General features: G+C 68.5%; 24 protein-coding genes. 16 read left to right on the plus strand and 8 right to left on the minus strand.

Features of this window, described 5'->3' with window-relative positions; translation table 11 throughout:
* The first annotated feature begins 17 nt into the window (after window positions 1-17).
* The 11 genes from C8N38_RS16340 to murD all read left to right on the plus strand — a co-directional run bounded on the left by C8N38_RS16340 (window position 18) and on the right by murD (window position 13,130).
* The gene (locus C8N38_RS16340; protein ID WP_108028219.1) at window positions 18-1,076 is read left to right on the plus strand and encodes a Hint domain-containing protein; all 1,059 of its coding nucleotides are present in this window, start codon (window positions 18-20) and stop codon (window positions 1,074-1,076) included.
* Window positions 1,077-1,566: 490 nt separating this feature from the next.
* Window positions 1,567-2,649 carry an Mrp/NBP35 family ATP-binding protein gene (locus tag C8N38_RS16345; protein WP_108028220.1) on the plus strand — a complete coding sequence of 361 codons (1,083 nt, stop codon included), beginning with the start codon at window positions 1,567-1,569 and terminating at the stop codon, window positions 2,647-2,649.
* Window positions 2,650-3,314: 665 nt separating this feature from the next.
* Window positions 3,315-3,839, plus strand: a complete 525-nt coding sequence (gene mraZ / locus C8N38_RS16350; protein ID WP_108028221.1) for a division/cell wall cluster transcriptional repressor MraZ — start codon at window positions 3,315-3,317, stop codon at window positions 3,837-3,839.
* Window positions 3,840-3,843: 4 nt separating this feature from the next.
* Window positions 3,844-4,839, plus strand: coding sequence for a 16S rRNA (cytosine(1402)-N(4))-methyltransferase RsmH (gene rsmH / locus C8N38_RS16355; RefSeq protein WP_108028258.1), 996 nt, complete (start codon window positions 3,844-3,846; stop codon window positions 4,837-4,839).
* Window positions 4,840-5,292: a cell division protein FtsL gene (ftsL, locus tag C8N38_RS22340; protein WP_425440051.1), complete on the plus strand. Its 453-nt coding sequence runs from the start codon at window positions 4,840-4,842 to the stop codon at window positions 5,290-5,292. It abuts the gene before it with no gap.
* On the plus strand, window positions 5,289-7,067 hold the full coding sequence (locus C8N38_RS16365; RefSeq protein WP_108028222.1) for a peptidoglycan D,D-transpeptidase FtsI family protein: 1,779 nt from the start codon (window positions 5,289-5,291) through the stop codon (window positions 7,065-7,067). Before ftsL ends, C8N38_RS16365 begins: the two co-directional genes overlap by 4 nt.
* A 13-nt stretch (window positions 7,068-7,080) precedes the next feature.
* The gene (locus C8N38_RS16370) at window positions 7,081-8,568 is read left to right on the plus strand and encodes a UDP-N-acetylmuramoyl-L-alanyl-D-glutamate--2,6-diaminopimelate ligase (RefSeq protein ID WP_108028223.1); all 1,488 of its coding nucleotides are present in this window, start codon (window positions 7,081-7,083) and stop codon (window positions 8,566-8,568) included.
* A complete protein-coding gene (locus tag C8N38_RS16375) occupies window positions 8,565-10,013 on the plus strand; it encodes a UDP-N-acetylmuramoyl-tripeptide--D-alanyl-D-alanine ligase (protein WP_108028224.1) in 1,449 nt (482 codons plus the stop codon). The genes C8N38_RS16370 and C8N38_RS16375 overlap by 4 nt, the downstream gene beginning before the upstream one ends.
* Window positions 10,013-11,098: a phospho-N-acetylmuramoyl-pentapeptide-transferase gene (gene mraY / locus C8N38_RS16380; RefSeq protein ID WP_108028225.1), complete on the plus strand. Its 1,086-nt coding sequence runs from the start codon at window positions 10,013-10,015 to the stop codon at window positions 11,096-11,098. The genes C8N38_RS16375 and mraY overlap by 1 nt, the downstream gene beginning before the upstream one ends.
* 31 nt (window positions 11,099-11,129) lie before the next feature.
* Window positions 11,130-11,531 (plus strand): hypothetical protein, encoded by a 402-nt coding sequence (locus tag C8N38_RS16385; protein WP_108028226.1) that lies wholly within the window; start codon window positions 11,130-11,132, stop codon window positions 11,529-11,531.
* A 195-nt stretch (window positions 11,532-11,726) separates the two neighbouring features.
* The gene (murD, locus tag C8N38_RS16390; protein WP_108028227.1) at window positions 11,727-13,130 is read left to right on the plus strand and encodes a UDP-N-acetylmuramoyl-L-alanine--D-glutamate ligase; all 1,404 of its coding nucleotides are present in this window, start codon (window positions 11,727-11,729) and stop codon (window positions 13,128-13,130) included.
* A 6-nt stretch (window positions 13,131-13,136) separates the two neighbouring features.
* Here the strand turns inward: murD and C8N38_RS16395 are convergent, their stop codons facing one another.
* On the minus strand, window positions 13,137-14,069 hold the full coding sequence (locus C8N38_RS16395) for an L-lactate dehydrogenase (RefSeq protein WP_108028228.1): 933 nt from the start codon (window positions 14,067-14,069) through the stop codon (window positions 13,137-13,139).
* Between the two features lie 332 nt (window positions 14,070-14,401).
* On the opposite strand from C8N38_RS16395, the gene C8N38_RS16400 reads away from it, so the two are divergent.
* Window positions 14,402-15,574 (plus strand): type III PLP-dependent enzyme, encoded by a 1,173-nt coding sequence (locus tag C8N38_RS16400; protein WP_425440052.1) that lies wholly within the window; start codon window positions 14,402-14,404, stop codon window positions 15,572-15,574.
* 2 nt (window positions 15,575-15,576) lie between these two features.
* Here the strand turns inward: C8N38_RS16400 and C8N38_RS16405 are convergent, their stop codons facing one another.
* From C8N38_RS16405 to C8N38_RS16415, 3 genes are read right to left on the minus strand one after another with little or no spacing between them, the layout of a single operon-like run.
* Entirely contained in the window at window positions 15,577-16,206 is a 630-nt protein-coding gene (locus C8N38_RS16405) for an ATP-binding cassette domain-containing protein (protein ID WP_108028229.1), read from the minus strand.
* Window positions 16,203-17,891, minus strand: a complete 1,689-nt coding sequence (locus tag C8N38_RS16410) for an ABC transporter permease (protein ID WP_108028230.1) — start codon at window positions 17,889-17,891, stop codon at window positions 16,203-16,205. The genes C8N38_RS16405 and C8N38_RS16410 overlap by 4 nt, the downstream gene beginning before the upstream one ends.
* Before the next feature lie 3 nt (window positions 17,892-17,894).
* Window positions 17,895-19,124, minus strand: coding sequence for an ABC transporter substrate-binding protein (locus tag C8N38_RS16415; protein WP_108028231.1), 1,230 nt, complete (start codon window positions 19,122-19,124; stop codon window positions 17,895-17,897).
* Window positions 19,125-19,270: 146 nt separating this feature from the next.
* Between C8N38_RS16415 and C8N38_RS16420 the strand changes: the two genes are divergently transcribed.
* On the plus strand, window positions 19,271-19,813 hold the full coding sequence (locus C8N38_RS16420; protein ID WP_108028232.1) for an MOSC domain-containing protein: 543 nt from the start codon (window positions 19,271-19,273) through the stop codon (window positions 19,811-19,813).
* 239 nt (window positions 19,814-20,052) lie between these two features.
* Here C8N38_RS16420 and C8N38_RS16425 read toward each other — a convergent pair whose 3' ends face one another.
* From C8N38_RS16425 to ectA, 4 genes are read right to left on the minus strand one after another with little or no spacing between them, the layout of a single operon-like run.
* Complete coding sequence (locus C8N38_RS16425; RefSeq protein ID WP_108028233.1) at window positions 20,053-21,483, minus strand: aspartate kinase; 1,431 nt, start codon at window positions 21,481-21,483, stop codon at window positions 20,053-20,055.
* Between the two features lie 46 nt (window positions 21,484-21,529).
* Window positions 21,530-21,925 (minus strand): ectoine synthase, encoded by a 396-nt coding sequence (locus C8N38_RS16430; protein WP_108028234.1) that lies wholly within the window; start codon window positions 21,923-21,925, stop codon window positions 21,530-21,532.
* Window positions 21,926-21,929: 4 nt separating this feature from the next.
* The gene (gene ectB, locus C8N38_RS16435; RefSeq protein WP_108028235.1) at window positions 21,930-23,213 is read right to left on the minus strand and encodes a diaminobutyrate--2-oxoglutarate transaminase; all 1,284 of its coding nucleotides are present in this window, start codon (window positions 23,211-23,213) and stop codon (window positions 21,930-21,932) included.
* A 55-nt stretch (window positions 23,214-23,268) separates the two neighbouring features.
* A complete protein-coding gene (ectA, locus tag C8N38_RS16440; RefSeq protein WP_108028236.1) occupies window positions 23,269-23,808 on the minus strand; it encodes a diaminobutyrate acetyltransferase in 540 nt (179 codons plus the stop codon).
* Between the two features lie 275 nt (window positions 23,809-24,083).
* On the opposite strand from ectA, the gene C8N38_RS16445 reads away from it, so the two are divergent.
* The 3 genes from C8N38_RS16445 (at window position 24,084) to clpX (ending at window position 26,911) form a co-directional block, all read left to right on the plus strand.
* Complete coding sequence (locus C8N38_RS16445; RefSeq protein ID WP_108028237.1) at window positions 24,084-24,569, plus strand: MarR family winged helix-turn-helix transcriptional regulator; 486 nt, start codon at window positions 24,084-24,086, stop codon at window positions 24,567-24,569.
* Window positions 24,570-24,847: 278 nt separating this feature from the next.
* The gene (locus C8N38_RS16450) at window positions 24,848-25,477 is read left to right on the plus strand and encodes an ATP-dependent Clp protease proteolytic subunit (RefSeq protein ID WP_108028238.1); all 630 of its coding nucleotides are present in this window, start codon (window positions 24,848-24,850) and stop codon (window positions 25,475-25,477) included.
* A 168-nt stretch (window positions 25,478-25,645) separates the two neighbouring features.
* Window positions 25,646-26,911: an ATP-dependent Clp protease ATP-binding subunit ClpX gene (gene clpX, locus C8N38_RS16455; protein WP_108028239.1), complete on the plus strand. Its 1,266-nt coding sequence runs from the start codon at window positions 25,646-25,648 to the stop codon at window positions 26,909-26,911.
* The last annotated feature ends 3 nt before the right edge of the window (window positions 26,912-26,914 follow it).

Below are 26,914 nucleotides of genomic sequence, written 5' to 3' on the forward strand. Positions count from 1 at the left end.
GCCGGAAGAGGACCTTCATGCGCATCAGATTTCCGGCCAGGGATACAGAATTCGCGATCTCCAGCGGCGCCAATGTCGGCAGCAATGCCGGCGGCGCGGGCACGTCGACCTTCGACGGCCCGCCGGGCGCGGCCCATGGTCTGGTCGTGACCGCGCGGCCGGGCGATCCCGATCCCGGGCTGTTCGAGCCCGGCGATCTTTACGACCTCGCCTGGCAGGGGGCCGGGGCCGGGCGGCTGCGGGAGGCGGTGGTGATCCGGTCGGACGAATCGGCCGACGGCGCCGGGCATGTGGTGGTCTTCGAGGGAACCGACCGAGACGGTGCGCCGGTTCAGGTGGTCTGGACCCCCGGCGTCGATCTGGCGGCCTGGTACCACGCCCATGCCGAAGGCGGCCGCGCCCCCGCTTTCTTTGTCTGTGATGCCCGGCCGGGGGGCGATCCGGGCCAGCCCGGGCTTTGCTTTGCGGGCGAAACGCCGATCGCGACGCCGCGCGGGCCGGTGCGTGCCGCAAGCCTGGTGCCGGGCATGACGGTCGAGACGGTCGATCACGGGCCGCAGATGCTGCTTTGGGTCGGCCAGCGCGTGGTGCCGGGCAGCGGTCGCTCCGCGCCGGTCGAGATCCCGCCCGGCGCCTTCGGCAATGCGCGTCCGCTGTTGCTGGCCCAGCAGGCCCGGGTGCTCTATCGCGCGCCAAGGGTGCAGACCCTGTTCGGCGTGCCCGAGGTTCTGGTGCCTGCCCGTGTCCTGGCCGCGCTGGGTGTCGGCGGCGCCGCGCTGCGCGAGGCCCCGGTGATGATGCGCTATGTCCATCTGCTGTTTGCCCGGCACGAACTGGTGCGCGCCGGGGACGTGGTCTGCGACAGTCTTTTCCTTGGCGATCTCTTCCGCCACCGCTCGGCCCGGCCGGTGCCGTCGGGCCCGTTCGGGCGCGAGGGGCCGGGATTTCTCCCCGACCTCGATCTCGACTCCGGCGAGGCCGCGCACTTGCAGCCGGTCCGCCCGGTGCTGCGCGGCTGCGAGGCGCGCGCGTTGTTCGAGCCCGGCCCCGGCTTCGGCGCCGCCGCCATCGCCTGACGCGGCCGCTGCAAGGCCGGTCCCGGCTTCCGATCACTGGACTGCTGAAAAGAGAAACGGCGACGCCAGGGAGGAGGGGCGCCGCCGTTCTGCACAACGGCAGTGTCAGGGAGGAGGAGACAAACTGCCGTATTCCGATGGGGCCGGGGCCCCGAATGAAAAGTGCGGCGACACCTGGGAGGAGGTAGGTGTCGCCGCGAGATGAGGAAACCCAGGGAGGAGGAGGGGTTTCCTATCTCTGCACGGTCGAGCGTTGGCTGTGCCGAACGATCCCAACCGCGCCGTTGGTCCTATAAATACGCTTTTGCTGCACTTGCACAATGGCAAGACGCTGAATTGCTGCCATGCGGAATCTGCATAAGTCGTTCTGACATAGTTTTGGGCGAGATCGGGGCGATTGGTGCAGGAACGGGCAATGATGAAACGGCTCTTGCCCTTTTGGGGCATCCGACCAAGGTAAAGGGAGGTCTCGCGCGAAACGGAGTCTCAGATGCCTCTTTCCAATGACGTCATCCTTGCCGAATTGTCCCGAATCGTTTTGCCCGGCGGGGGCGATCCGGTCTCGCGCGACCTGATCCGCGCACTGTCGGTCGAGGGCGATACCGTGCGCTTCGTCATCGAGGCCGACTCGGCCGAGATGGCGCGCGGGATGGAGCCCGTGCGGGCCGCCGCCCAGGCCGCGGTCGAGGCGATTCCCGGTGTTCGCCGGGCTTCGGTGGTGCTGACCGCCCATGATGGGGGGCAGCGCGGTGCGCCTGCGGCCCCCGCGCCCGGGCCACGGATCGGGCGCCACCCGACGCCCGATGACGGCCCGCGCAACCCTTCGGGCGTCGACCGCATCCTGGCGGTCGCCTCGGGCAAGGGCGGCGTCGGCAAGTCGACGGTGGCCAGCAACCTGGCGGTCGCGCTGGCGCGGCAGGGGCGGCGCGTCGGCCTGCTGGATGCCGACATCTACGGCCCCTCGCTGCCGCGGATGATGGGCACGACGCGCCGGCCGGCCTCGCCCGACGGCAAGATCATCGAGCCGGTCCAAGCGCATGGCGTGGTCATGATGTCGATCGGATTGCTGCTGAAGGAAGAGGAAGCGGTCGTCTGGCGCGGGCCGATGCTGATGGGCGCGCTTCAGCAATTGTTGGGCCAGGTTGACTGGGGGCGGCTTGATGTGCTGGTGGTCGACCTGCCGCCGGGCACCGGCGACATCCAGCTGACACTGTGTCAGCGGACCCGCCTGACCGGCGCGCTGGTGGTCTCGACCCCGCAGGATGTGGCGCTTCTGGACGCGCGCAAGGCGCTGGACATGTTCGCCAAGCTCGGCACCCCGGTTCTGGGGCTGATCGAGAACATGTCCACTTATATCTGCCCCAATTGCGGGCATGAGGCGCATATCTTCGGCCATGGCGGGGTCGAGGCCGAGGCCCGCAAGCTGGGACTGCCCTTCCTGGGCGCCTTGCCGCTGGCGCTGGAGGTGCGGCAGGCGGGGGATGCCGGGCATCCGGTCGCGCTGGACGACGGCCCGATGGCCGACGCCTATGCCCGGATCGCCGCCCGTCTGATCGGCGGCGGCATGGCCTGATATCGCCGCCTGCGCGGGACCGGACGCCTCCTGACCGGGATCGGGCCGGGTCTTACGGGAATTCATGGCCCCGCACGGAACCAGCCTCTCGCCCGCGTGATTCGGCGCGATTTTCTGGCAAGTTTCACGGGCTGCGGCCGGGAATGGCCCGGGAGGCCCGATGAGGCGCATTTTTCGCAACCATGGCGCGAAGAAATTTTCAAGCTTCGCGCAAACGTCGCAGAATGGCCGTTAACCACGACATATAGAGGATTGAGGTCCTGCACTCGCAATTGGCTGTGTTTTAGCTGCTCCGGGCTCTTTTCGGGTAGGGCGCATTTCCGCCTTTGGAGGGGGCCGGGTCCACCACATTCCCGCCAAAGTCAGTTGATCTCCATGAAATCCCATGGCATAACGATCACACAAAGGCGATGGCGGTCGGACGGATCAAGGGGCGGAACAGCCTCCCAACGACAAGAAAGCAGTTTCATACAGGCACCCGCCATTGCCTCCATACGAGATCCGGCGCGCGGGCGAGCAGACATCCCCCAGGTGGCACGCGCAGCCGGGCACCCCGGAACGGGACGAGGGCGGCGGATTGGGCGGTGGCAGCAGCCCAATCCGCCGTTTTCGTTGAAACGGCCGCGCGGCGGTCGCGGACGGCGAGGCAAGGGAGCGTCGGGCAGGTGGCGCGCAGGTTCAGAGGCGAAAGCCAGCACAAGGTGGATGCGAAGGGCAGGGTGTCGATCCCGGCCCTCTTTCGCCGTGTGCTCGAGGCCTGCGACCCGGACTGGACCGAGGGGCTGCGCCCGCAACTGGTGATCGTCTATGGCGACCACCGCCGCAAATATCTGGAATGCTACACCATCGAGGCCATCGATGAGGTCGACGAAAAGATCGCGGCGCTGCCGCGCGGGTCGATGCAGCGGCGGATGCTGGAACGGATGTTCCATGGCCAGTCGCACCCGACCGAGGTCGACAATGACGGCCGTCTGACCCTGCCGCAGAAGCTGCGCGACAAGATCGGGCTGGAAGGCGAGGCCTTCTTCATCGCCTCGGGCGACACCTTCCAGATCTGGAAGCCAGAGACCTACGAGTCCGAGGAACTGGCCAAGACCGAGGCCTGGCTGGACGACCTGCCCGAGGATGTCGACCCGCTGAGCTTCCTCGACGGTGCCGGGGCGGTGGCCGGTCCGGCCGGGGATGGCTGACGCCATGGCTGCTGCGGACCGATCCGTTCCCGCCGATCCGCCGCATATCCCGGTCCTGCTGCGCCCCCTGCTCGAGGTGGTGTCGCCGGTCGCGGGGCTCTGGCTTGACGGCACCTTCGGCGCGGGCGGCTACAGCCGCGGGCTTCTGGAAGCCGGCGCGGACCGGGTGATCGGGGTCGACCGCGACCCCAGCGTCGCCGATCTGGCCGCGTCCTGGGCCGGAACCTGGGGCGACCGGCTGGGTCTGGTCGAGGGCGTCTTCTCCGAACTCGACCGCCATGCCGATGCCCCGCTCGACGGAGTAGTGCTGGACCTTGGCGTGTCCTCGATGCAGCTGGACCAGGCCGAGCGCGGGTTTTCCTTCGCCAAGGACGGCCCGCTCGACATGCGGATGGGGGCCGAGGGGGCGTCGGCCGCCGATCTGGTCGCCACCGCTTCCGAAGCCGCGCTGGCGGACATCCTCTTTCATTACGGCGAGGAACGCGCCTCGCGCCGGATCGCGCGCGCCATCGTCAAGGCCCGCGCGGTGGCGCCCATCGTGACCACGGCGCAACTGGCCGAGGTCGTGGCCCGCTGCCTGCCGCCGCAGCGCCCGGGCCAGAGCCACCCGGCGACCCGCAGTTTCCAGGCGATCCGCATCGCGGTGAATGACGAGCTGGGCGAACTGGTGGCCGGGCTCGAGGCGGCCGAACGGGCGCTGAAGCCCGGCGGCAAGCTGGCGGTCGTCACCTTCCATTCGCTGGAGGACCGGATCGTCAAGCGTTTCCTGCAGCTTCGTTCGGGCCAGGCCGCGGGCGGCAGCCGCTATGCGCCCGAAACGATCCCCGAGCCCGCGCGGTTCGATCTGTTGACCCGCCGCGCGGTGGCGCCCGATCCGGTCGAGCTTGACGCCAACCCGCGCGCGCGGTCTGCCAAGCTGAGGGTCGGGGTCCGCACCGACGCCCCGGCGGGGCCGGTCGACCGCGGCCAGCTTGGCCTGCCCAAGATCATGGAGGACTAGATGCGCAGCCTCGTCTATGTGCTGACGGCCCTGGCGGTGATGGCGCTGGCCTTCTGGGCCTATCGCGAGAATTACCGCACCCAGGCGGCGCTCGACAATGTCGAGAGGCTGAACCGCGCCATCGGATCGCTGCGCGAGCAGCTGGCGATGCAGAATGCCGAATGGGCCTATCTGAACCGGCCCGAACGGCTGCGCGAACTGGCGGCGCTGAACTACGACCGGCTGGCGCTTGGGCCGCTTGCGCCCGAGCAGTTCGGCCAGATCGACCAGGTCTCTTACCCCGAGATGGTGCTGCCCGACATCGTCCTGCCCGACGAGCTGTTTAAGTCGATCCTGGCCGAGGCCGACCAGCCGGCCCAGAGCGCCAGCCCGACCGTGCCGGTCGAGGAGGCCGCCGCCGCCTCGGCCGTGCCCGAGGCGCTGGATGCCGGGGATGAGGAGACCGCGCAATGATCCGCACCCCGCTGCGCCCGCTGGCCCGCATTCTTGAGGCCCGTGCCCGGGGCGAGAATCCCGACGCCATCGAGCGCGAGAACAAGCGCCTGCGCCATGAGACGATGCGCGATCAGGCCCGCGCCCGGGCCGAGGGGCGGCTTCTGGTGCTGGGCGTGGTGTTCTTCGCGGCTTTCGCCGTCGTCGGGGTCCGGATGGGGCTTCTGGCCGGGTCGGACCCGTCCGAGCCGCGCGCCATCGCCTCGGGCGCCTCGATCGTGGCGCAGCGGGCCGATATCGTCGACCGCAACGGCAACATCCTGGCCACCAACCTCGCCACCCATTCGCTTTACGCCCAGCCGCCGCTGATGATCGACCCGAAGGCGGTGGCCCATGAGCTGGCGCAGATCTTCCCCGATCTCGACGAGGCGCGGATGGTCAAGGACTTCACCGGCAGCCGCAAGTTCGTCTGGATCAAGAAGAAGATCAGCCCCGAGCAGATGCAGCAGGTGCACGATATCGGTGATCCCGGGCTCAGCTTCGGCCCGCGCGAGATGCGGCTTTACCCCAACGGAGCGCTGGCCGCCCATATCCTCGGGGGTGCCGGGTTCGGGCGCGAGGGCGTGCAGTCGGCCGAGGTGATCGGCGTCGCCGGGGTCGAGAAATACTTTGACGACTATCTGCGCGATCCGGCCAATGGCGGTCAGCCGCTTCGGCTGTCGCTGGACCTGACGGTGCAGGCCGCGGTCGAGCGGGTGCTGGCGGGCGGCATGAAGCTGATGGATGCCAAGGGCGCGGCCGCCGTGCTGATGGATGTGCATACGGGCGAGATTCTGTCGATGGTCTCGCTGCCCGATTTCGACCCGAACGAGCGGCCGCGCCAGCAGGTGAAGGGCGATCCCTCGGACAGCCCGCTGTTCAACCGGGCGGTGCAGGGGCTTTACGAGCTGGGCTCGACCTTCAAGACCTTCACCCTGTCGCAGGCGCTGGACGAGGGTATCGTCAACCCCAACACCATGATCGACACCAAGGGGCCGCTGGTCTGGGGCCGCTACCGCATCCGCGACATGCACAATTACGGGTCCAGCCTGTCGGTGACCACGGTGCTGGTCAAAAGCTCGAACGTGGGCACGGCGCGGATCGCCCAGCGCATCGGCGGGGTCCGGCAGAAGGAGTTCCTGGGCAAGCTCGGTCTTCTGGAGCCGACGCCGGTCGAGCTGGTCGAGGCGGCGGGCGCCAAGCCGCTTTATCCAGCCAACTGGAGCGAGATCTCGACCATGACGATTTCCTACGGGCACGGTCTGTCGGCCAGCCCGCTGCATCTGGCGGCAGGCTATGCGACGCTGGCCAATGGCGGCCGCCGGGTGCGGCCGACGCTGCTGGCGGGGGGCGGGACGCTGGGCGACCGGGTGGTGTCGGAAGAGACCTCGCGCCAGATCCGCTCGATGCTGCGCGAGGTGGTGGTGCACGGCACCGCGACCTTCGGCGACGTGCCGGGCTACCGGGTCGGCGGCAAGACCGGCACCGCCGACAAGCCCAAGCCCACCGGCGGCTATTACGAGAAGAAGGTGATCGCGACCTTCGCCAGCATGTTCCCGGCCGAGGCGCCGCAATACGTGCTGATCGTCACCCTCGACGAACCGCAGGATACCACCGGCCCGCAGCCGCGCCGCACCGCGGGCTGGACCGCCGTGCCGGTCGGCGCCGAGATCATCCGCCGCGCCGCGCCGCTTCTGGGGCTCCGGCCGGAGATTGAACAGGCGCAGGGCTTCGGGGTAACACTGACCGCGAACTGAAGGCGCGGGGATCATGAAAATCCGGACTGAAACGACGCTCGCCGACCTGGGGCTGACGGCCCAGGGCGGGCGAGAGGCGCATATTACGGGGCTGTCGGTCGACAGCCGCCACACGAAACCGGGTCATCTTTTCGCGGCGATGCCGGGGACGCGGGCGCATGGCGCCGAATTCGTGTCCTTCGCGCTGCGGATGGGGGCTGTGGCGGTGCTGACCGACCGCGCGGGCGCACGCATTGCGGCCGAGGCACTGGCCGGCAGCGAGGCCGCACTGGTGGTGGCCGAGGACCCGCGCCAGGCGCTGGCCTGCGCGGCGGCGCTGTTCTACGGCGCCCAACCCGCGACCATGGTGGCGGTCACCGGCACCGCGGGCAAGACCTCGGTCGCGAGCTTCACCCGCCAGATCTGGACCGGGCTTGGCCGTGCGGCCTGCAATCTGGGCACGATGGGGGTGCAGGGCGCCTATGAGGCGCCGCTGGCCCATACCACGCCCGAGCCCATCACCCTGCACCGGCTGCTGGCCGAGATGGCGCGCGCGGGCGTGACCCATGCGGCGATGGAGGCCTCGAGCCACGGGCTTGAACAGCGGCGTCTGGACGGGGTGGCGCTGAAGGCCGCGGCCTTCACCAATTTCAGCCAGGATCACCTCGATTATCACGCGGGTTTCGAGGAATATTTCGCGGCCAAGGCGGGGCTGTTCGACCGGGTGCTGCCCGAGGACGGGACCGCGGTGATCAATATCGACGATCCGCGCGGCGCGCAGATGCTGGGCCATGCCCGGGCGCGCGGCCAGACCATCCTGACCGTCGGCCGTGCCGAAGAGGCGGATCTGCGCATTCTGGCCCAGCGCTACGACGCCACCGGGCAGGATCTGCGCTTTGCCTGGGAAGGCCGCCCGCAGCAGATCCGGCTGGATCTGATCGGCGGCTTCCAGGCCGAGAACGTGCTGGCCGCGGCCGGGCTTGTGATCGCCGCGGGCGAGGCACCCGGGCGGGTCTTCGCGACCTTGCCCGAACTGGTGACCGTGCGCGGCCGGATGGAGCTGGCGGCGACCCGTGCGAACGGGGCCACCGTCTTTGTCGACTATTCGCACAAGCCGGGCGCTCTGGCCGCCGCCATCGCCTCGCTGAGGCCCCATGTGATGGGCCGGATCGTGGTCGTTTTCGGTGCGGGCGGGGATCGCGACCGGGGCAAGCGGCCGCTGATGGGGCAGGTGGCCTGCGAACAGGCGGATGTTGTAATCGTGACAGACGACAACCCCAGATCCGAAGAACCGAAGGGTATTCGTGCAGAAATACTGCAAGGCTGCGCCGAGGCGATCGAGGTCGGCGACCGCGCCGAGGCGATCCTGCGCGGGGTCGATGCGCTGGAGCCGGGCGATGCCTTGCTGATCGCGGGCAAGGGCCACGAAACCGGCCAGATCGTCGGCGACGCGGTCTATCCCTTCGACGATGCCGAACAGGCCAGCGTGGCCGTCGCGGCGCTTGACGGGCGGCTCTCGTGACCGTGCTCTGGACCGCGGCCGAGGCGGCCCGGGCGACCGGCGGGCGCGTCACCCGGGACTGGTCGGTCACCGGCGTCAGCATCGACACCCGCAGCCTCAAGCCGGGCGATCTGTTCGTGGCGCTGAAGGACCAGCGCGACGGGCATGATTTCGTCGCCGATGCGCTGGCGCGGGGGGCGGGGGCTGCGCTGGTCTCGCGGCTGCCCGAGGGGGTCGACGAAGGCGCACCGCTGCTGATCGTGGACGACGTGCTGGCGGCGCTGGGCGCGCTGGGGCAGGCCGGGCGGGCGCGCAGCGACGCCCGGATCGTCGCGGTTACGGGCTCGGTCGGCAAGACCTCGACCAAGGAGATGCTGCGCGCCGTGCTGGCCGGGCAGGGGCGGGTCCATGCCGCCGAGGCGAGCTTCAACAACCATTGGGGCGTGCCGCTGACGCTGGCGCGGATGCCGCGCGACGCCCAGTTCGCCGTGCTCGAGATCGGCATGAACCATCCGGGCGAAATCGCGCCGCTGGCGCGGCTGGCGCGGCCGCATGTGGCGCTGATCACCACCATCGCGCCCGCGCATCTGGAGGCCTTCGACGGGCTTGCGGGCATCGCCGCCGAGAAGGCCGCGATCTTCGAGGGGTTGGAGCCGGGCGGCATCGCGGTTTATCCGGGCGATCTGGATACCAGCCCGGTGCTGGCGGCGGGCGCCGCCGCCCATGCCGCGGCCGAGACCCGTTTCGGCGCCGCCGAGGGTTGCGAGTTCCGCCTGATGCGGGCCGACCTGCATGCCGAGTCGACCGTGGTGCAGGCCGAGGCGCGCGGGCATGAGCTTCTGTTCAAGATCCACGCCGCCGGGCGCCATTTCGCGACCAATGCGCTGGGTGTGCTGGCGGTGACCGAGGCGCTGGGGATCGATCTTGTGGTCGCGGCCTGCGATCTTGGCCAGTGGCGGCCGCCCGGCGGGCGCGGCGCGCGGCTGAGGATCCCGCTCGACCCGGTCGAGGAGAGCCTGTCGGTCGAGGTCATCGACGACGCCTTCAACGCCAATCCCGCCTCGATGGCCGCCGCTCTCGAGGTTCTGGCTGCGGCCCGGCCGACCGACGGGCTCGGGCGGGTGGCGCGCGGGCGGCGGATCGCGATCCTGGGCGACATGCTGGAGCTTGGCCCCGAGGAACAGGCGATGCATGCGGGCCTGGCCGATCTGGCCGCGATGGCGCGCGTCGATCTGGTGCATTGCGTCGGGCCGCGGATGCGCGCCCTTTATTTTGCGCTGCCGCTCTCGCAGAGAGGGCAGTGGTTCGACGAAGCCGATCCCCTGGCCGCCAAGGTCCATTCGCTGGTCGATGCCGGCGATGTGGTGCTGGTCAAGGGATCGAAAGGCAGCCGCGTGTCGGTCGTGGTCGACGCGCTGAAAAGGCTGGGGCAAGGCGGCTCCGGCTCCGACGAGGATCTTTCGTAATGCTCTACTGGCTTGCCGACCTGTCCGATGGCGGTGGCGTCTTCAACCTGTTCCGCTACATCACCTTCCGGGCAGGATGCGCGTTCTTTACCGCGCTCGTCTTCGGCTTCCTGTTCGGGCGGCCGCTGATCAACCTGCTGCGCAAGCGGCAGAAGAACGGCCAGCCGATCCGCGCGGACGGCCCCGAAAGCCATATCGCCTCGAAGGCGGGCACGCCCACGATGGGCGGCGTGCTGATCCTGGGCGGGCTGATCGTGTCGACGCTGCTGTGGGGGCGGCTCGACAATGCCTATGTCTGGCTCTTGCTGTTCGTGACGCTGTCCTTCGGCGCCATCGGCTTTGCCGACGACTATGCCAAGGTGTCGAAGAACAACACCAAGGGCGTGCCCGGGCGGGTGCGCTTCGGGCTGGGCCTGCTGATCGCGGCCATTGCCGGGCTCTGGGCGGCCTGGGTGCATCCGGCCGATCTGAGCTTCAACCTGGCGATGCCGGTCTTCAAGGACACGCTGATCCATATGGGGGTGCTGTTCATCCCCTTCGCGATGCTGGTGATCGTGGGCTCGGCCAACGCGGTGAACCTGACCGACGGGCTGGACGGGCTGGCGATCATGCCGGTGATGATCGCGGCGGGGGCGCTGGGTGTCATCGCCTATGCGGTCGGCCGAGTCGACTTTACCGACTATCTCGATGTGCATTACGTGCCGGGCACCGGCGAGATCCTGGTTTTCACCGCAGGGTTGATCGGCGCGGGGCTTGGGTTCCTGTGGTATAACGCCCCACCCGCCGCCGTCTTCATGGGCGATACCGGGTCGCTCGCGCTGGGCGGCGCGCTGGGCGCCATCGCCGTCGCGACCAAGCACGAGATCGTTTTGGCCATAGTAGGCGGGCTTTTCGTGGTCGAGGCGCTGTCGGTCATCATCCAGGTGGGCTACTTCAAGGCGACCGGCAAACGTGTGTTCCTTATGGCACCCATCCACCACCACTTCGAGAAGAAGGGCTGGGCCGAGCCCCAGATCGTGATACGATTCTGGATCATCAGCCTGATCCTTGCGCTGATCGGTCTGGCGACCCTCAAGGTCCGGTGAGTGGTCGGGCGGGGGTCCGAGGAGAAGAGAGATGCAGATGAACCCGGTCGAAGACACCTACAACTATCTTTCGCCGGCCGCCCGGCTCGGCACCCCGTCCCTGCACGCGGTCACGCCCGACGTGAAGCTTGGGTCCTGGAACGGCGTCCCGCCCTATGCGGTCTGGGCGGGCCTTGGCTACCTGCTGGTCCTGGCGGTGATCTTCTCCGATCAGATCGTGCCTTACTGTGAGGCGAATTTCGCCCAGCCGCAGAACTGCGCGCCGATCTTCGGCAAGATCATCCCGATCTTCGTGGCGGGCATCATCCTGGCCCCGGCGCTTGCGGGCGCGGTGCAGCGGATGGGCGGCAACAAGGCCGCGGGTCTGGCCTTCTCCTTCGCCGTGGCGGTGGTGCCGCCGGTGATGCTGGGCTGGTCCTACCTGCTGGGCTGAGTTTTCCGGTCCCGGTCCGGGGGTCGGCCCCGGAGGTGCTTTGCGACGCGTGATCCCTGGCGCCCGCCTCCTGACCGGAGCGGGCGCCTTTCCGTTCCGCCATCCCGTGCCCGGGGCCGTCGCCCGGCCCGCCGCCGCTTGCGCCCGGTCCGGGCCGAGGGCATCGTCGCGCCGCTGAAAGCGAAAGGACAGGGCATGATTCCGGTGCGTGGGGTAGAGGGCCAGAGGCTGGCCGTTCTGGGGCTGGGCCGCTCGGGCCTGTCGGCGGCGCGGGCACTGCGCGCGGGCGGCGCCGAGGTGCTGGCCTGGGACGACAACGAGGCTGCCCGCGCCGCCGCCGAGGCCGAGGGCTTCGTGCCCGTCGATCTGACCCGCGCCGGGGCGCTGGCGGGGGCCGCGGCGCTGATCGTCAGCCCCGGCATCCCGCATCTTTACCCCGCTCCGAACCGCGTGGTCGCGGCTGCCTGGGCGGCGGGCGTGCCGGTCGACAACGATATCGGCCTGTTCTTCCGCTCGTTCGCGACGCCCGACTGGGACCGGCTCGAGGCGACCCCCAAGGTCATCGCGGTGACCGGCTCGAACGGCAAGTCGACGACCTCGGCGCTGATCCATCACGTGCTGGAAAGCGCGGGCCGGCCGAGCCAGCTTGCCGGCAATATCGGCCGGGGCGTCCTCGACATCGACCCGCCGGGCGAGGGCGCGGCGGTGGTGCTGGAGCTTTCGTCCTACCAGACCGATCTTGCCCGGGCGCTGACCCCCGATATCGCGGTCTTCACCAATCTCTCGCCCGACCATCTGGACCGGCATGGCGGCCGGGGCGGCTATTTCGCGGCCAAGCGCAGGCTATTCGCCGAAGGCGGGCCGGACCGCGCCATCATCGGCGTCGACGAGCCCGAAGGGATGTTCCTGGCCAACCAGCTGGCCGAGGGCGCGGCGGATGACCGGGTGATCCGGATCTCGTCGGGGCAGAAGCTGTCGGGGCCGGGCTGGCTGGTCTTTGCCCGCAAGGGCTTCCTGACCGAATGGCGCAAGGGACGGCAGGTGGCCAGCATCGACCTGCGCGCCATCGCCGGGCTGCCGGGGGCGCACAACCACCAGAACGCCTGCGCGGCCTATGCGGCGGCGCGCTGTCTGGGGCTGGGGCCGAAACAGATCGAGGAGGCGCTGGCCTCCTTCGCCGGGCTGCCCCATCGCAGCCAGCTGGTCGCCGAGGCGGGCGGCGTGCGATTCGTCAACGACAGCAAGGCCACCAATGCGGCGAGCGCCGCGATGGCGCTGGCGGCCTTCCCGAAGATCCGCTGGATCTGCGGCGGGCTGGAAAAGGAGGGCGGTCTGGGACCGCTTCTGCCCTATCTCGGCAATGTGTCCCGCGCCTATGTGATCGGCCGCGAGGCGGCGGCCTTCGCCCTGCACCTCAAGGACATCCCGCACGAGGTCTGCGGCACCATGGAGGCCGCGGTCGCGCGCGCCGCCGACGAGGCCGAGCCGGGCGAGGTCGTGCTGCTGGCGCCCGCCGCGGCCAGCTTCGATCAATATGACAGCTTCGAGCGCCGCGGCGAGGATTTCATCGCCCGGGTGCAGGCGCGGCTCGGCGGCTGAGCCGCCTCACAGCCCCAGCGCGTCCGAGGTGTCGCGCAGCATCCGCGCGCTCGCGGCCAGCGCCGCGATCTCGTCGGCGTCGAGGGTCGGCATCAGCGTCGAGCGCAGCCCGCCCGCGCCCACGACGCGCGGCAGCGACAGGGCCACGTTCTGCACCCCCGCGACTTCGGGCGTGACCAGCGACAGCGACATCACCGCGCCCTCGTCGCGGCCGATGGCCTGAACGATCCGGGCCAGCCCCGCGCCGATGCCGTAATTGGTGGCGCCCTTGCCCTCGATGATCCGGTAGGCCGCGCGCCTGACGCCGTCGTCGATCCGGGCGCGCACATCGGCGGTGATGGCACAGCCAAGCTGGGCCGCGACCGAGGCCAGCGGTTCAGACCCCACCCGCGCGCCGGACCAGCCCAGCACCTCGCTGTCGCCATGCTCGCCCAGCACGTAGCCGTGGATCGAATGCGGCGCGATGCCCAGATGATGCGCGACGAGGCTGCGGAACCGGGCGGTGTCGAGGATCGTGCCCGACCCGAAGACCCGCCCCGGCGCAAGCCCCGCAAGCTTTGCCGTGACATGGGTCATCACGTCGACCGGATTGGTTGCGACCAGCAGGATCGGGTCGGGCGTGGCCCGCAGCACCGCCGCGATCACGTCCTCGAAGACCGCGGCGTTGCGTTCCAGAAGTGCCAGGCGGCTTTCGCCGGGTTTCTGACCGACGCCCGCCGCCAGGATCACCACATCGGCGCCCGCAAGCGCCTCGTAGCCGCCCGCCTCGACCGCCACCGCCGAGGCGAAGGGCACCGCATGGGCGATGTCCTGGGCCTGCGCCAGCGCTAAGGCCTCGCTGCGGTCGACCAGCACGATCCGGCTGGCCGCCCCGGTCAGCGCCAGCGCATAGCCCGCCGCCGACCCCACCATGCCCGCACCCACGATCCCAACCTTCATCCGCCTCTCCTTTCCAATAGCAATACAACCGGGGCGTGGTCTGACCGCCAGCGGCCCCGAACATAACGGAATCTTAAACAACCCTTGGTTCTTCTTGGCAAAAATACCCGATTCCCCGGCCGATCCCGAGCTCTTCGGATCACGCTTTCGTGTAGCCGGCGGAAAACGACGACTCGCCTCTGATTTTCTCTTGCGTCGACTCAGGTCCGGCCCTATTTGGCCGATTTACAGACGCCAACGCACGCGCCTCTGGCCCTCATGGTCACGTAGCGACGGTAACGTCTCCCTTGGAACTGAGCGGTCATAGATGGCCGGGTCTATTGGAGATGACCATGTACGCTACGCAAGCCGACTTCGTCGGCGGCACCGATGTGCTGTCGAACTCCCGCGTCGAATCCTACATTCGTGCCAACAGCTTCGAGCGCCCGACCCTGGTGCTTGACACCGATCGCGTCGCGGACCGCTTTCATGCGCTGCGCGCGGGCCTCGGTCAGGCCGCCATCCATTACGCGGTCAAGGCGAACCCCGCCCGCGAAGTGATCGAGCGCCTTGTCGGCCTCGGCTGCCATTTCGACGCCGCCTCGCGCGGCGAGATCGAACTGTGCCTCGGGCTCGGCGCCGCGCCGCATCAGATTTCCTTCGGCAACACCGTCAAGCGCGTCGCCGACATCGCCTTCGCCCATCGCGCGGGCGTGACCCTCTTCGCGGCCGATGCCGAGGAAGAGCTGGACAAGATCGCCGAACACGCCCCGGGCGCCGAGGTCTATATCCGCGTGCTGGTCACCGCCTCGCAGGCCGACTGGCCGCTCAGCCGCAAGTTCGGCTGCGCGCCCGCGAAGGTCGCGCCGCTGATGGCCCGCGCCGTCGCGCTGGGTCTGCGTCCGGCCGGGCTGTCCTTCCATGTCGGCAGCCAGACCCGCCGCGCCGACATGTGGGTGCCGGTGCTGAACGAGGTGGCCGAAATCTGGCACGCCGCCCGTGCCGAGGGCTACGATCTGGACCTTCTGAACATCGGCGGCGGTTTCCCGGCCTATTACGGCGAAGACGTGCAGCCGCCCGCGCTTTACGCGGCCGAGGTGATGCGTCTGGTGACCGAGCGTTTCGGCGCGGTTCCGCGTGTGATGGCCGAGCCGGGCCGTGGCATGGTGGCCGAGGCTGGCGCCATCGCGGCCGAGGTGATGCTGGTGTCGCAGAAATCCGACGACGACACCTATCGCTGGGTCTATCTGGACATCGGCAAGTTCTCGGGTCTGGCCGAAACCATGGACGAGGCGATCCGCTACCAGTTCGCGACCGACCGCGATCACGAGGCGACCGGCCCCTGCATTCTTGCCGGTCCGTCCTGCGACAGCGCCGACGTGCTGTATGAAAAGCGCCCGGTCCAGCTGCCGGTGGGGCTTCGCTCGGGCGACAAGGTCATCATCCGCAACTGCGGCGCCTATACGTCCAGCTATTCCTCGGTCGGCTTCAACGGCTTCCCGCCCCTGGACGTCGTCGTGATCTGATATCACAGCGCGATCACCGGGCCGCCTGCCGCTTCGGCATCGGCCCGGTCATGGGTGACCAGCAGGACCGGCAATCCCCGGTCCCGCGCGCGGGCAAAGACCAGCGCGCGGATCTGGTCCCTCAGCGCGGCATCGAGCCGCGAAAAGGGTTCGTCCAGCAACAGCGCCTGCGGCTCGGCCAAGAGCATCCGCATCAGCGCGACCCGGGCCTTCTGCCCGCCCGACAAAGTGGCCGGGTCGCGGTCGGCAAACCCGGTCATGCCGATCTCGTCCAGCGCGGCCTCGATCCGCGCGCGGCGGGCCTTGCGGCCGCGCAGTGCGCGGGGCAGGGCGAAGGCGAGGTTGCCGCCGACGCTGAGATGGGGAAACAGCAGCTCGTCCTGATAGAGGATGCCGATCTTCCGCGCCTCGGGCGGCAGGGCGGTCACGTCGCGCCCGTTCAGCACGACGCGGCCGGTCATGGTGAAGGCCGGAGGCAGGGTGCCGATCACCGCGGCCAGCAGCGTCGACTTGCCCGAGCCCGAGGGCCCCATCACGCTGAGAACCTCGCCGGGGGCGACATGGGCCTCGACCGCGATCAGCGGTTCGCCCCCCCGGGCGAGGACGATATTCTCAAGCCGCAGTCCCGTCATCCGGCCCCCCGCATCCCGCGGCGGTGGCGGAAGACCAGCCGGGGCGCCGCCAGCGCCAGCGCGAAGGGCGCCGCGACAAGGACGGTCTGGACCAGCACGGTCACGCCGATGATCCGCCGGTCGCCGCCTGCGGCCAGCGCCACCGCCTCGGTCGTGAGGGTCCTGATCCGCCCGCCACCGGGCAGCAAGGTCGGCAGATATTGCCCGACCGAAACCGCGAAGCCCACCGCCGCGGCGGTCAGGACCGGCGCCAGCAGCATCGGCAACCGTACGGTCCGGAAGATGCGGCCGGGACCGGCGCCAAGGGCCGCGGCCACGGTGGCATGGCGCGGGTCCCAGGCCCGCCAGGGCGCCGAGAGCGCGAGAAAGACATAGGGCAGCACGAAGACCAGATGGGCCAGCACCACCGTACCGCGCCCGGTCCCCGCGCCGAGGCTCAGCGCAAGGGTCTGCAACCCCGGCAGGAAGGCCACTTGCGGCACCAGCAGCGGCAGGTACAAAAGCCAGAGGCTGCGGCTGCCGGGGGCAAGCCCGAAGCGATGCTCGGCCTCGAGGCAGGCCAGCGTCAGGGCCAGCGCGAGGGCCGTCGCCAGCGCTGCGAGGACCAGCGTCTCGCGCGCGGGCGCGATCAGGGCCGGGCCGTGGCGCGCCCAGCTTCGCAGCCCGATGCCGTCCGGCAGGGCGTCGGGAAAGCCCCAGAAACCCGCGATCGACCAGAGCGCGAGCCCGGCCAGCCCGAGGATCACCGCCGCTGCCGCCAGCGCCGCAAGCCCCAGACCGGCGGCGCGCAGCAGGGGCTCGGCCAGACGCCGCGCGCCGCCCTCGGCCCAGCGGCGCCCAAGCCGCGCCGCCGCCAGCTCTCCCAGCCGCCACAGCGCAAGGACCGCAAGCACCAGCCCCAGTTGCAGGATCGCCCCGGCCGCGGCCTGGAACCTGAGGCTCAGGTCGGGATCGGACATCCAGCGCACCACCTGCACCGCCAGCGGCGGCGGCGTCGAGGGGCCCAGCACGATGGCCACATCGACCGCCGACATCGAATAGGCCAGCACCGCATAGACCGGCAGCCGGATCTGGGCATAGACGGCCGGAAAGACCGCCTTGAGCCAGCCGGTCGTCCGCCCGTATCCCAGCGCGCGCGCTATGGTCAGCCGCCGGGCGGGTGCCGCCTGCGGCAGGGCGGCCAGCGTCATCAGAAACAGAAACGGGATTTCCTTGGCGGCGAGCCCCGCGATCATCGCCAGCCCCAGCGGGTCCTGCAGGATCAGCAGATCGGGCGGGCGCTGCCAGCCGGTGGCCCAGGGCGACAGGGCGCGCGCGATCCAGCCCGAGGGGGCGATCAGGAAGGCCAGCCCCAGCGCGGCGGCCACATGCGGCACCGCCAGAAGCGGCGAGAGCAGCCGTTCAAGCAGGGCCATCGCCCGTGTGCCGGTCCATCCGGCGGCGAACAGCGTGACCGTGACCAGCGCGAGGATCGTGGCGGCAAGCCCGGTCCCGACCGACAGCGCCACCGCCTGCCAAAGGCCCGGCCAGGCGGCAAGCGCGCGGGCGGGCGCGAGGCTGAGCGTGTGACCGCCCAGCGCCGGCAACACCCCCAGCGCCGGGGCGAGGGTTCCGGCAAGTCCGGCCAGCACCGGCCCCAGCATCAGCGCCAATGTCAGCGCGGGCGCGGCGCGCAGCGGGCGCATGGGCTACCGCGCCGTGCCGTAACGTGCGGTCCAGTCGGCCTCGATCCGGGTGGCCCAGTAGGGATGCGGCTCGGGCAAGGCGGGGCCAAGCTCGGCGGGCGAGAGGGTGGCGATGCCAAGATCGAGCGCCTCGAACCGGGCGCGGTCCTCGGGGGCGAGCTTGTCCATCGCCAGCACGGTGCCATAGCCCAGAATGTCGGGGTCCTGGGCATGGGCCTGCGCCTCGGGCGAGATGAGGAAATTCGCCAGCACCATCGCGCCTGCCTTGGCCGAGGCGTTGTAGGGGATGGCGACGAAGCTGGCATTGCCGATGGTGCCGCCCTCCAGCACGAAGGTCCGGACGGTGTCGGGCAGTTGCCCATTGGCAATGGCGGTCGAGGCCTCGCCCGGGCTGAACGAGATCGCAAGGTCGATCTCGCCATCGGCCATCAGTTGCAGCTGTTGCGGGCCGGTTTGCGGATAGGCCCGGCCCTGCCGCCACAGATGCGGGGTCAGATCGTCGAGAAAGGCCCAGAGCGGTGCGGTCACGGCGTCATATCCGGCCTCGTCGGCGGGGGTTTGCAGAACCGACGGGTCGGGGGCCAACTCGTAGAGCGCCTGCTTGAGGAAGGTGGTCCCGAGGAAGTCGGGCGGCTGCGGATAGGTGAAGCGGCCCGGATGGGCGCGGGCCCAGTCCAGCAGCGCGGGCATGGTCTTCGGCGGCTCGGCCAGCCGGGCGGTGTCGTGATAGAAGACCACCTGTGCCATCGCCCAAGGGGATTCGAACCCCTCGGTCGGGACGGTGAAATCGGCGGTGACGGCGGGCTTGCCCTCGGTATCGACGAAGCGCCAGTTGGGCAGATCCCCGGCCCAGGGGCCGAACAAGAGACCCGCCTCTTTCATAGCAGCGAAATTGGCGCCGTTGATCCAGACAAGATCGACCGCGCCGCCAGTGTCCTTTCCGGCGGTCTTTTCGGCCAGCACCCGGCTGACCGCATCGGCGGTGTCGGCCAGCTTCACATGCTCGATCGTCACGCCGTAGCGGTCCCCGACCTCGTTTGCGGCCCAGCGAATGAAGTCGTTGGTGGCCGCAGCCCCGCCCCAGGCGTTCCAGTAGACGGTCTGGCCCTTGGCTTCGGCCAGCACGGCGGGCCAGTCGGCCGGGTCCGGGTCGGCGGCCAGCGCAGGCAGCGCGAGGCCTGTCAGCAGGCCCGGAAGGCAGGCCCGGGCAAGACGGGAGGCGGTCAGGCGCATGCGGCAGTCTCCTTCATGGCGGTCCGGCGCGGGGGCCGGGAAAGATCAAAAATGAAACGGACCTGTCGCACAAGCCCGTGTAAACCCGTCCCGGCGGGACCGGAGCGGTCCCCGCAGGTGTCATCTGTCAGGGTAAGGGGGCGAGGATGCAAGGCAAGGTGGTGACGGTCGCCCGGGACGGAACGCACCGGTTTTCCAAGACCTGCCAGCCGTCGATCCGGCTGATCGCGGGGCTTGGCGTCGAGGGCGATGCCCATGCCGGGGCGACGGTGCAGCACCTGTCGCGCGTGCGGCGGGATCCGACTGCGCCCAACTTGCGGCAGGTTCACCTGATCGGGGCCGAATTGCTGGAAACGCTGGCCGCAAAGGGCATTGCGCTGGCGCCGGGCGATCTGGGCGAGAACGTCCTGACGCGGGGGCTCGATCTTCTGGGCCTGCCGCAAGAGACCGTGCTGCATCTGGGCGCGACGGCCCGCGTCAGGGTGACCGGGTTGCGCAATCCCTGCGCCCAGATCGAAAGCTTTCGCCCCGGGCTTCTGGCCGAGGTGCTGGAGCACCGGGCGGACGGAAGCCTGCGGCGGAAGGCGGGGGTGATGGGCGTGGTCGAGACGGGCGGAGAACTGCGGCCGGGCGATCCGGTCGGGGTCGAGCTGCCGCCCGGGCCGCACCGCCCGCTCGACCGGGTCTGAAAGTGGCCTGAATTGCCCTCCCGAGGGCGGATCTGCGGGTTTTCCCCAAGTTGCCTCGCAGGCGGCGTCACGAGACACTGTGCCCGGGAAAGGATGCGTCCAAACGGGGTCCAGTCATTCTTTCCAGATCATTCGGTCAAGTTGCGCGGGTTAGGCGCAGCCTCGCCGACGGTTCCTTTCCCGCCTTTCCGCTCCCGGGCCACCGTGGCCCGGGTGGTGGGCCATCGCCGGGGCGCAGGTCAGGCGGCCAGCGCCTCGGGCTGCCGCCCCTCCGAGACGAGGGCGCTGTGCAGCGCGCGGATCGCATCGTCCATGGCCTCGCGCGGCACCACGAACTGGGCATCGACATCGCGGGTGGTCTGCTGCACGGCGACGGGGTCGATCCCGCCCGCCTCGAGCGCGGCGAGCCCGCGGGCCAGAACCTTCAGCCCCTTCAGGTCGCGCCCGATCGCGGCCACCACCGCCAGATTGCGCGCGGTCAGCGTGGCGCCCGGGAATTTGGCCTCGAGATCGCGTTCGACCCGGCGCACCGATTTCAGCGGCGCGTCGAGATAATGCGTGATGGTGTTCGCGTTCGAGGTCTTGGCGACGATCCGCACCTGATGCCGGGTCAGCACGTCGAGAATCGCGCTGTCATAACCCTTCACGCCCACCATGTCCTGTTCGAACAGCTCAAGCGCATAGACGCCAAGCCCGGTCACCATCTCGACCCGCGCGGTTTCCGCTTCGGCATCGTCGATCAGCGTGCCCGGGTCCTCGGGCTCGAAGGCATTGGTCACGCGCAAGGGAATGCCCGCCTGCCGCAGCATCTTGGCGGCCTTGGGATGCACCGCCTCCATGCCCATGTTCGACAGCTGGTCGGCCACGTCGTAGTTGGTATGACCCAGCTTCACCACCGCATCGGCGCCGACCAGTTTCGGATCGGCCGAGGACAGGTGGAACTCCTTGTGGATGATCGCCTCGCCCGCGCCGGTCAGGGCCGCGATCCGGGCGAAGGTCACTTCGGAATAGCCGCGGTCGAATTCGGCCATCAGCCCTTCGGAACACTGCGCATAGCCGGTCACGATCGGCATCTCGTGGAAGATGTCGACATCGCGCAGCCCCTCGACGATGCGATCCTCGAGCGTGCATTCGGTTTCGTCCCGCCAGCCCGACAGATCGACGAAACGCGCGTCGATCCCGCGCCGCCGCAGGAGCGCGGCCGTGGCAAAGGCGGAATGCGCCTCGCCCAGCCCCGACAGCAGCTCGCGGATCAGGCCCATGTGATGGGCCAGCCGGAAATGCCCGTAGGAACACAGCCGCTGCAGGTCGATCAGGCAGGAACGCGCGCCCTCGATCCGCTCGCGCACGAAATCGTCGGCGGCGGCGATGTCGGCCGGATGGTCCAGGACCTTGCCATGGGCCTCGCGCATCGCGCCCGCGACGCGGTTCAGCGCGTCCGACCAGGCGTGGTCGTTATCGGCATTGGCAAAAAGCCCGTAGACCCCGGGCTCGCCGGTTTTCTTCTGTTCCAGCAGCAGGTCGGTAATGCCGCCGAAGGCCGAGACCACGAAGATGCGGCCGTACTCCGGCGCCTCTCGGCCCCGGGTGAAAAGCGTGTCCACCAATTCGTGGACCCGCGCCATGGATGTGCCGCCGATCTTCTCGACGGTATGATGTCGCTTGGTCACTGTTTCTAAGCCCGCCGGGTTGCCCCGGGGACGTCCTTTATTGGGATCAGTCGGCGAGTTCGGCGACGGGCGCGTAGGACCCGTCTTCGCGGTGAACCTCGGTGCCGGTGACCGGCGGGTTGAAGCAGCAGGCCATCACCAGTTCTTCCTCGGCCCGCAGGGTGTGGTGGTCGTGCTGGTCGAGCGCGTACATCACACCGGGCCGGATCTGGAAGGTTTCGCCCGAGGCCAGGTCGGTGATCGAGCCCTTGCCCGAGATGCAGTAGACGCTTTCGAAATGGTGCTTGTAGTGGAAGGTGTGTTCCGAGCCCGCCTGCAGCGTCGTGATGTGGAAGGAAAAGCCCATCCCGTCATCGGCCAGCAGCATCCGGACCGAGGTCCAGCGCGCATCCGACACGGCCTTGTCGGTGTCCTTGAGCTTGTGAAAATCGCGTACAATCATTGTCTTACTCCGCTGCGATAGGAAAAGGGGCGCAGGCTTCGACGGCGGCATCGAGGATGTCGAGCCCCTTTCGGAACTGTTCCATCGGGATGGTCAGGGGGGCCAGCACCTTGACCACCTCGTCCTGGGCGCCCGAGGTTTCGATGATCAGCCCGCGCCGGAAGCAGTCGGCGCAGATGCGGGCCGCGAACTCGCCGTCACCGACGTCGATGCCGCGCATCATGCCGCGGCCCTTCAGTGCCGCGCCGTCGATCCTGCCGGCGATCTGGCTCAGGCGTTCTTCCAGCACCTGCGACTTGCGCGCCACCTCGTTGCGCAGGTCGTCATCGGCCCAGAATTTCTCGAGCGCGACGCGGGCGGTGACGAAGGCATGGGTGTTGCCGCGGAAGGTGCCGTTATGTTCGGCCGGCTTCCAGATGTCGTGTTCAGGCCGGACCAGCACGCAGGCGAAGGGAAGCCCGAAACCCGACAGCGACTTGGCCAGCGTCACCATGTCGGGCTCGATGCCCATGTGATCGAAGCTGAAGAAGCTGCCGGTGCGGCCGATCCCGGCCTGGATGTCGTCGACGATGAACAGCGCGCCGTGCTTTTCGGCAAGCCGCGCCAGCCCCTGCACCCATTCGCAGGAGGCGGCATTCAGCCCGCCTTCGCCCTGCACCAGCTCGACGATGAAGGCGGCGGGCGCGTCGATGCCCGAGGACGGGTTCGACAGCATCGTGTCGAGATAGTCGAGCGTGTCGAGATCGCCCATCGAGTTCTCGAAGGGCATGTGGGTCACGTCGGGCAGCGGCACGCCCGCGCCGCCGCGCTTGCCGGCATTGCCGGTCAGGGCCAGCGCGCCCAGCGTCATGCCGTGAAAGCCGTTCGAGAAGGCGATCACGTTGCGCCGCCCGGTGACCTTGCGCGCCAGTTTCAGCGCCGCCTCGACCGCGTTGGTGCCGGTCGGGCCGGTCATCATCACCCGGTGCTCCATCCCGCGCGGGCGCAGGATGTGGTGTTCGAAGGCGGTCAGGAACGCCGCCTTCTCTTCGGTATGCAGATCCAGCGCATGGGCCAGCCCGTCGCGTTCGATATGGGCGATCAGCGCGGCCTTCATGTCGGGGTCGTTATGGCCGTAGTTCAGCGACGAGCACCCGGCGAGGAAGTCGGTATAGCTGTTGCCGTCGGCATCGGTCAGGGTCGCGCCCTCGGCGCGGGCGAAGCTGACGGGAAAATTCCGGCAATAGGACCGGACCTCCGATTCGCGGCGGTCGTAAATGGCGGTTTCGGCTGTCTCAACAGTCGACATGGGAATGTCCTCGGGTTTCTGGAACGGGAAAAAACGAAACGCAGGTAAAACGCCGTCACGCCGCCCGGGGCAGGGCCTCGGCCAGCCGGATCGTCACCATGTGTTCGGTGGCGTGGCGTCCGTCGAAATGGTCGGACCGGGTGAAATGGGGTTCGTCCTCAATGCGGGCGCCCAGACGCCGGGCGATGCCGCGGAACAGCCCCCAGGAGGCGTCGTTGTCACGGGTGATCGTGGTCTTGAGCCGCATCACGCCGTCGCAGGCCTCGCGGTCCAGCAGTTCGAACAGCATCCGCCGCCCCAGTCCGTGGCCGCGTGCCTTGTCCGACACCGCGACCTGCCAGACGAACAGCGTCTCGGGATCGTTCGGCAGCAGATAGGCCGAGATCCAGCCGACGATCTCGCCGTCCATCTCGGCCAGGATGCAGGTATCGGCGAAGTGATCGCACTGGATCAGGTTGCAATACATCGAGTTCTCGTCGAGCGGCTTGCAGGCGCGGATCAATGCCCAGACGGCGGGACCGTCCGCGCCGGTGGGCGATCGGAAGGTGATCGGCGCCGACTTGCGCCGGGGAGTCGCTTGGATCGTGGTGGCCATGGCTCTGCTGTCCTCCTTGTGGCACGGGCTGTCTGACACGCGCCCTCAATATAGTTAGCCTTACGAAATTTCAACATGCCGATGTAAAAGGCACAAAATTTGGTACATTGACGCAAAAATGAACTACGATGCACCGAACATGTCGCGTTATGCCAACCTGCGGTTGCTGAAAATGTTCCCTTGAATTTTGCCTGTCTAAGCGCATTCCGCTTGCGCCTGCCGTCGATTGGTGAAATCCGTGCGCGGTCAACGGGCTGCCGACAGATGGAGGGGGCGTGAAACGGTCCGAACTGAGCCTGATAGCGCTGCGGCGCATCCTGCGAGCCACCGAACTTTACGGGCGCGAACTGGCCCGCGCCGCCGGGCTGACTGCGGTGCAGATCCGCGTCTTGCAGATCGTGGCCGAGACCGGGCAGAGCACGCCCAAGACGATCGCGACCCGGATGGGCGTGTCGCAGGCGACCATGACCACCCTCATCGACCGGCTGGTGGCCAAGGGGCTGGTCGACCGGCGCCGGTCCGAAACCGACCGCCGTCAGATGAACATCGCGATCACGTCCGAAGGCCGCGCCGCCATCGACCGGGCGCCCGATCCGCTGCATGATCGCTATGTCACCGCCTTCGAAAAGCTGCCGGACTATGAACAGGCCATGCTGGTCGCCGCGCTCGAACGGGTGGCGGCGTTGCTGGATGCGGGCCATCTCGATGCAGCCCCCGTCCTCGATCTGGGCGATATCCGGAAAACGCTGCCCGAAGAATAGGCAGCCGCCCGCGGCGACGCTGCGTCGAGGTGCAGCAGTCCGGGGCGCCGACCGCCCCTGGAGACGGATCGTTAACGCGCCGCGGCGCAGCCTGGGCAGGCCGTCCCCGACCTTTGCGGCCGCGCCCCGGGCGGGGCAGGGGGCAGGCGCGGCGGAAAGGAAAAGATCCCATGGCCCTTGCAGGGGGTCTGGCGCGAAACTAAGACTCGTTCTGACACGCGGGGCGCATCCACGCCCGTCAGCATCCAACGGCCGAACGTACCCAGAGGCAGGCGACTATGACCGACATGATCCAGCATTACATGAACAACCTGGTACCCATGGTGGTCGAACAGACCTCTCGTGGCGAGCGGGCCTATGACATCTTCTCGCGCCTCCTGAAGGAGCGGATCATCTTCATCACCGGGCCGATTCACGACGGCATGTCGAGCCTGATCGTGGCCCAGCTTCTGCATCTCGAGGCCGAGAACCCGTCGAAAGACATCTCGATGTACATCAACAGCCCGGGCGGCGTTGTGACCTCGGGCCTGTCGATCTACGACACCATGCAATACATCAAGCCGAAGGTCTCGACCCTGGTGGTCGGGCAGGCCGCCTCGATGGGTTCGCTGTTGCTGACCGCCGGGGCGCCGGGCATGCGCTTCTCGCTGCCCAACAGCCGGATCATGGTGCACCAGCCCTCGGGCGGGTTCCAGGGTCAGGCGACCGACATCATGATCCATGCCCAGGAAACCCAGAAGCTGAAGGACCGGCTGAACCAGATCTATGTCAAGCATACCGGGCAGGATCTTCAGTCGGTGATCGACGCGCTGGAACGCGACAATTTCATGGATGCCGAAACCGCCAAGGGCTGGGGCCTGATCGACGAGATCGTCGAAAGCCGCAGCGCGCTCGAGGACGCGAAGTAACCGCTTCCGCCCGGCGCGGGGCCCGATCCGGCCCCGCCAAGGGTAAGGAATTTGACATTGTGCCCCGGTGCGCCTTGGCCTACGCTGACCCGAGGCCGAGGCAACCGAGGTAAGCCAGCCGCTCCTGCCCGGACAGGGTGGCACAGACGACGACCGCAGAGGACCGACATGGCGACGAATTCAGGCAGCGACTCGAAGAACACGCTCTACTGCTCGTTCTGCGGCAAGAGCCAGCACGAAGTCCGCAAGCTGATCGCCGGACCCACGGTGTTCATCTGCGACGAATGCGTCGAGCTGTGCATGGACATCATCCGCGAGGAAACCAAGACCTCGGGGCTGAAGGCGACCGACGGCGTGCCGACGCCGCGCGACATCTGCGACGTGCTGGACGATTACGTGATCGGCCAGATGCATGCCAAGCGCGTGCTGTCCGTCGCGGTGCACAACCATTACAAGCGCCTCAATCACGGCGCCAAGTCCGCCGATATCGAGCTGGCCAAGTCCAACATCCTGCTGATCGGCCCCACGGGCTGCGGCAAGACCCTGCTGGCGCAGACGCTGGCGCGCATCCTCGACGTGCCCTTCACCATGGCCGACGCGACCACGCTGACCGAGGCGGGCTATGTCGGCGAGGATGTCGAGAACATCATTCTCAAGCTGCTGCAGGCGTCGGAATACAACGTCGAGCGCGCGCAGCGCGGCATCGTCTATATCGACGAGGTCGACAAGATCACGCGCAAGTCCGACAACCCCTCGATCACCCGCGACGTGTCGGGCGAGGGCGTGCAGCAGGCCCTGCTGAAGATCATGGAAGGCACCGTCGCCTCGGTGCCGCCGCAGGGCGGGCGCAAGCATCCGCAGCAGGAATTCCTGCAGGTCGACACGACGAATATCCTCTTCATCTGCGGCGGCGCCTTCGCCGGCCTTGAAAAGATCATCGCGCAGCGCGGCAAGGGGTCTGCCATCGGCTTCGGCGCCGATGTGAAGGACAACGACTCGCGCGGTGTCGGCGAGATGTTCAAGGAACTGGAACCCGAAGACCTGCTGAAATTCGGCCTGATCCCCGAATTCGTCGGCCGTCTGCCGGTGATCGCCACGCTGACCGATCTGGACGAGGCCGCGCTGGTGCAGATCCTGACCGAGCCGAAGAACGCGCTGGTCAAGCAGTATCAGCGGCTCTTCGATCTGGAAGACACCAAGCTGACCTTCACCGACGATGCGCTGTCCGCCATCGCCAAGCGCGCCATCGCGCGCAAGACCGGCGCACGCGGCCTGCGGTCGATCATGGAAGACATCCTGCTCGACACCATGTTCGACCTGCCGGGCATGGATTCGGTGCAGGAAGTGGTGGTCAACGAGGAAGCGGTCAATGCCGCGGCCGCGCCCCTGTTGATCTATGTCGACTCCAAGAAGGAAGGAAAGACCGCGGGCTGAGCC

Origin of the sequence: Rhodovulum kholense (assembly GCF_003053725.1) — a bacterium.
In the GTDB taxonomy this organism is placed as follows: domain Bacteria; phylum Pseudomonadota; class Alphaproteobacteria; order Rhodobacterales; family Rhodobacteraceae; genus Rhodovulum; species Rhodovulum kholense.

Coding starts and splice junctions, on each gene's coding strand:
- C8N38_RS16415 (WP_108028231.1), bottom strand. CDS start 19,124: ATGCGCCTGACCGCCTCCCGTCTTGCCCGGGCCTGCCTTCCGGGCCTG.
- ftsL (WP_425440051.1), top strand. CDS start 4,840: ATGCGCAGCCTCGTCTATGTGCTGACGGCCCTGGCGGTGATGGCGCTG.
- clpX (WP_108028239.1), top strand. CDS start 25,646: ATGGCGACGAATTCAGGCAGCGACTCGAAGAACACGCTCTACTGCTCG.
- mraY (WP_108028225.1), top strand. CDS start 10,013: ATGCTCTACTGGCTTGCCGACCTGTCCGATGGCGGTGGCGTCTTCAAC.
- ectB (WP_108028235.1), bottom strand. CDS start 23,213: ATGTCGACTGTTGAGACAGCCGAAACCGCCATTTACGACCGCCGCGAA.
- ectA (WP_108028236.1), bottom strand. CDS start 23,808: ATGGCCACCACGATCCAAGCGACTCCCCGGCGCAAGTCGGCGCCGATC.
- C8N38_RS16385 (WP_108028226.1), top strand. CDS start 11,130: ATGCAGATGAACCCGGTCGAAGACACCTACAACTATCTTTCGCCGGCC.
- C8N38_RS16400 (WP_425440052.1), top strand. CDS start 14,402: ATGTACGCTACGCAAGCCGACTTCGTCGGCGGCACCGATGTGCTGTCG.
- C8N38_RS16410 (WP_108028230.1), bottom strand. CDS start 17,891: ATGCGCCCGCTGCGCGCCGCGCCCGCGCTGACATTGGCGCTGATGCTG.
- C8N38_RS16365 (WP_108028222.1), top strand. CDS start 5,289: ATGATCCGCACCCCGCTGCGCCCGCTGGCCCGCATTCTTGAGGCCCGT.
- C8N38_RS16420 (WP_108028232.1), top strand. CDS start 19,271: ATGCAAGGCAAGGTGGTGACGGTCGCCCGGGACGGAACGCACCGGTTT.
- murD (WP_108028227.1), top strand. CDS start 11,727: ATGATTCCGGTGCGTGGGGTAGAGGGCCAGAGGCTGGCCGTTCTGGGG.
- rsmH (WP_108028258.1), top strand. CDS start 3,844: ATGGCTGCTGCGGACCGATCCGTTCCCGCCGATCCGCCGCATATCCCG.
- C8N38_RS16450 (WP_108028238.1), top strand. CDS start 24,848: ATGACCGACATGATCCAGCATTACATGAACAACCTGGTACCCATGGTG.
- C8N38_RS16430 (WP_108028234.1), bottom strand. CDS start 21,925: ATGATTGTACGCGATTTTCACAAGCTCAAGGACACCGACAAGGCCGTG.
- C8N38_RS16395 (WP_108028228.1), bottom strand. CDS start 14,069: ATGAAGGTTGGGATCGTGGGTGCGGGCATGGTGGGGTCGGCGGCGGGC.
- C8N38_RS16340 (WP_108028219.1), top strand. CDS start 18: ATGCGCATCAGATTTCCGGCCAGGGATACAGAATTCGCGATCTCCAGC.
- C8N38_RS16405 (WP_108028229.1), bottom strand. CDS start 16,206: ATGACGGGACTGCGGCTTGAGAATATCGTCCTCGCCCGGGGGGGCGAA.
- C8N38_RS16370 (WP_108028223.1), top strand. CDS start 7,081: ATGAAAATCCGGACTGAAACGACGCTCGCCGACCTGGGGCTGACGGCC.
- C8N38_RS16345 (WP_108028220.1), top strand. CDS start 1,567: ATGCCTCTTTCCAATGACGTCATCCTTGCCGAATTGTCCCGAATCGTT.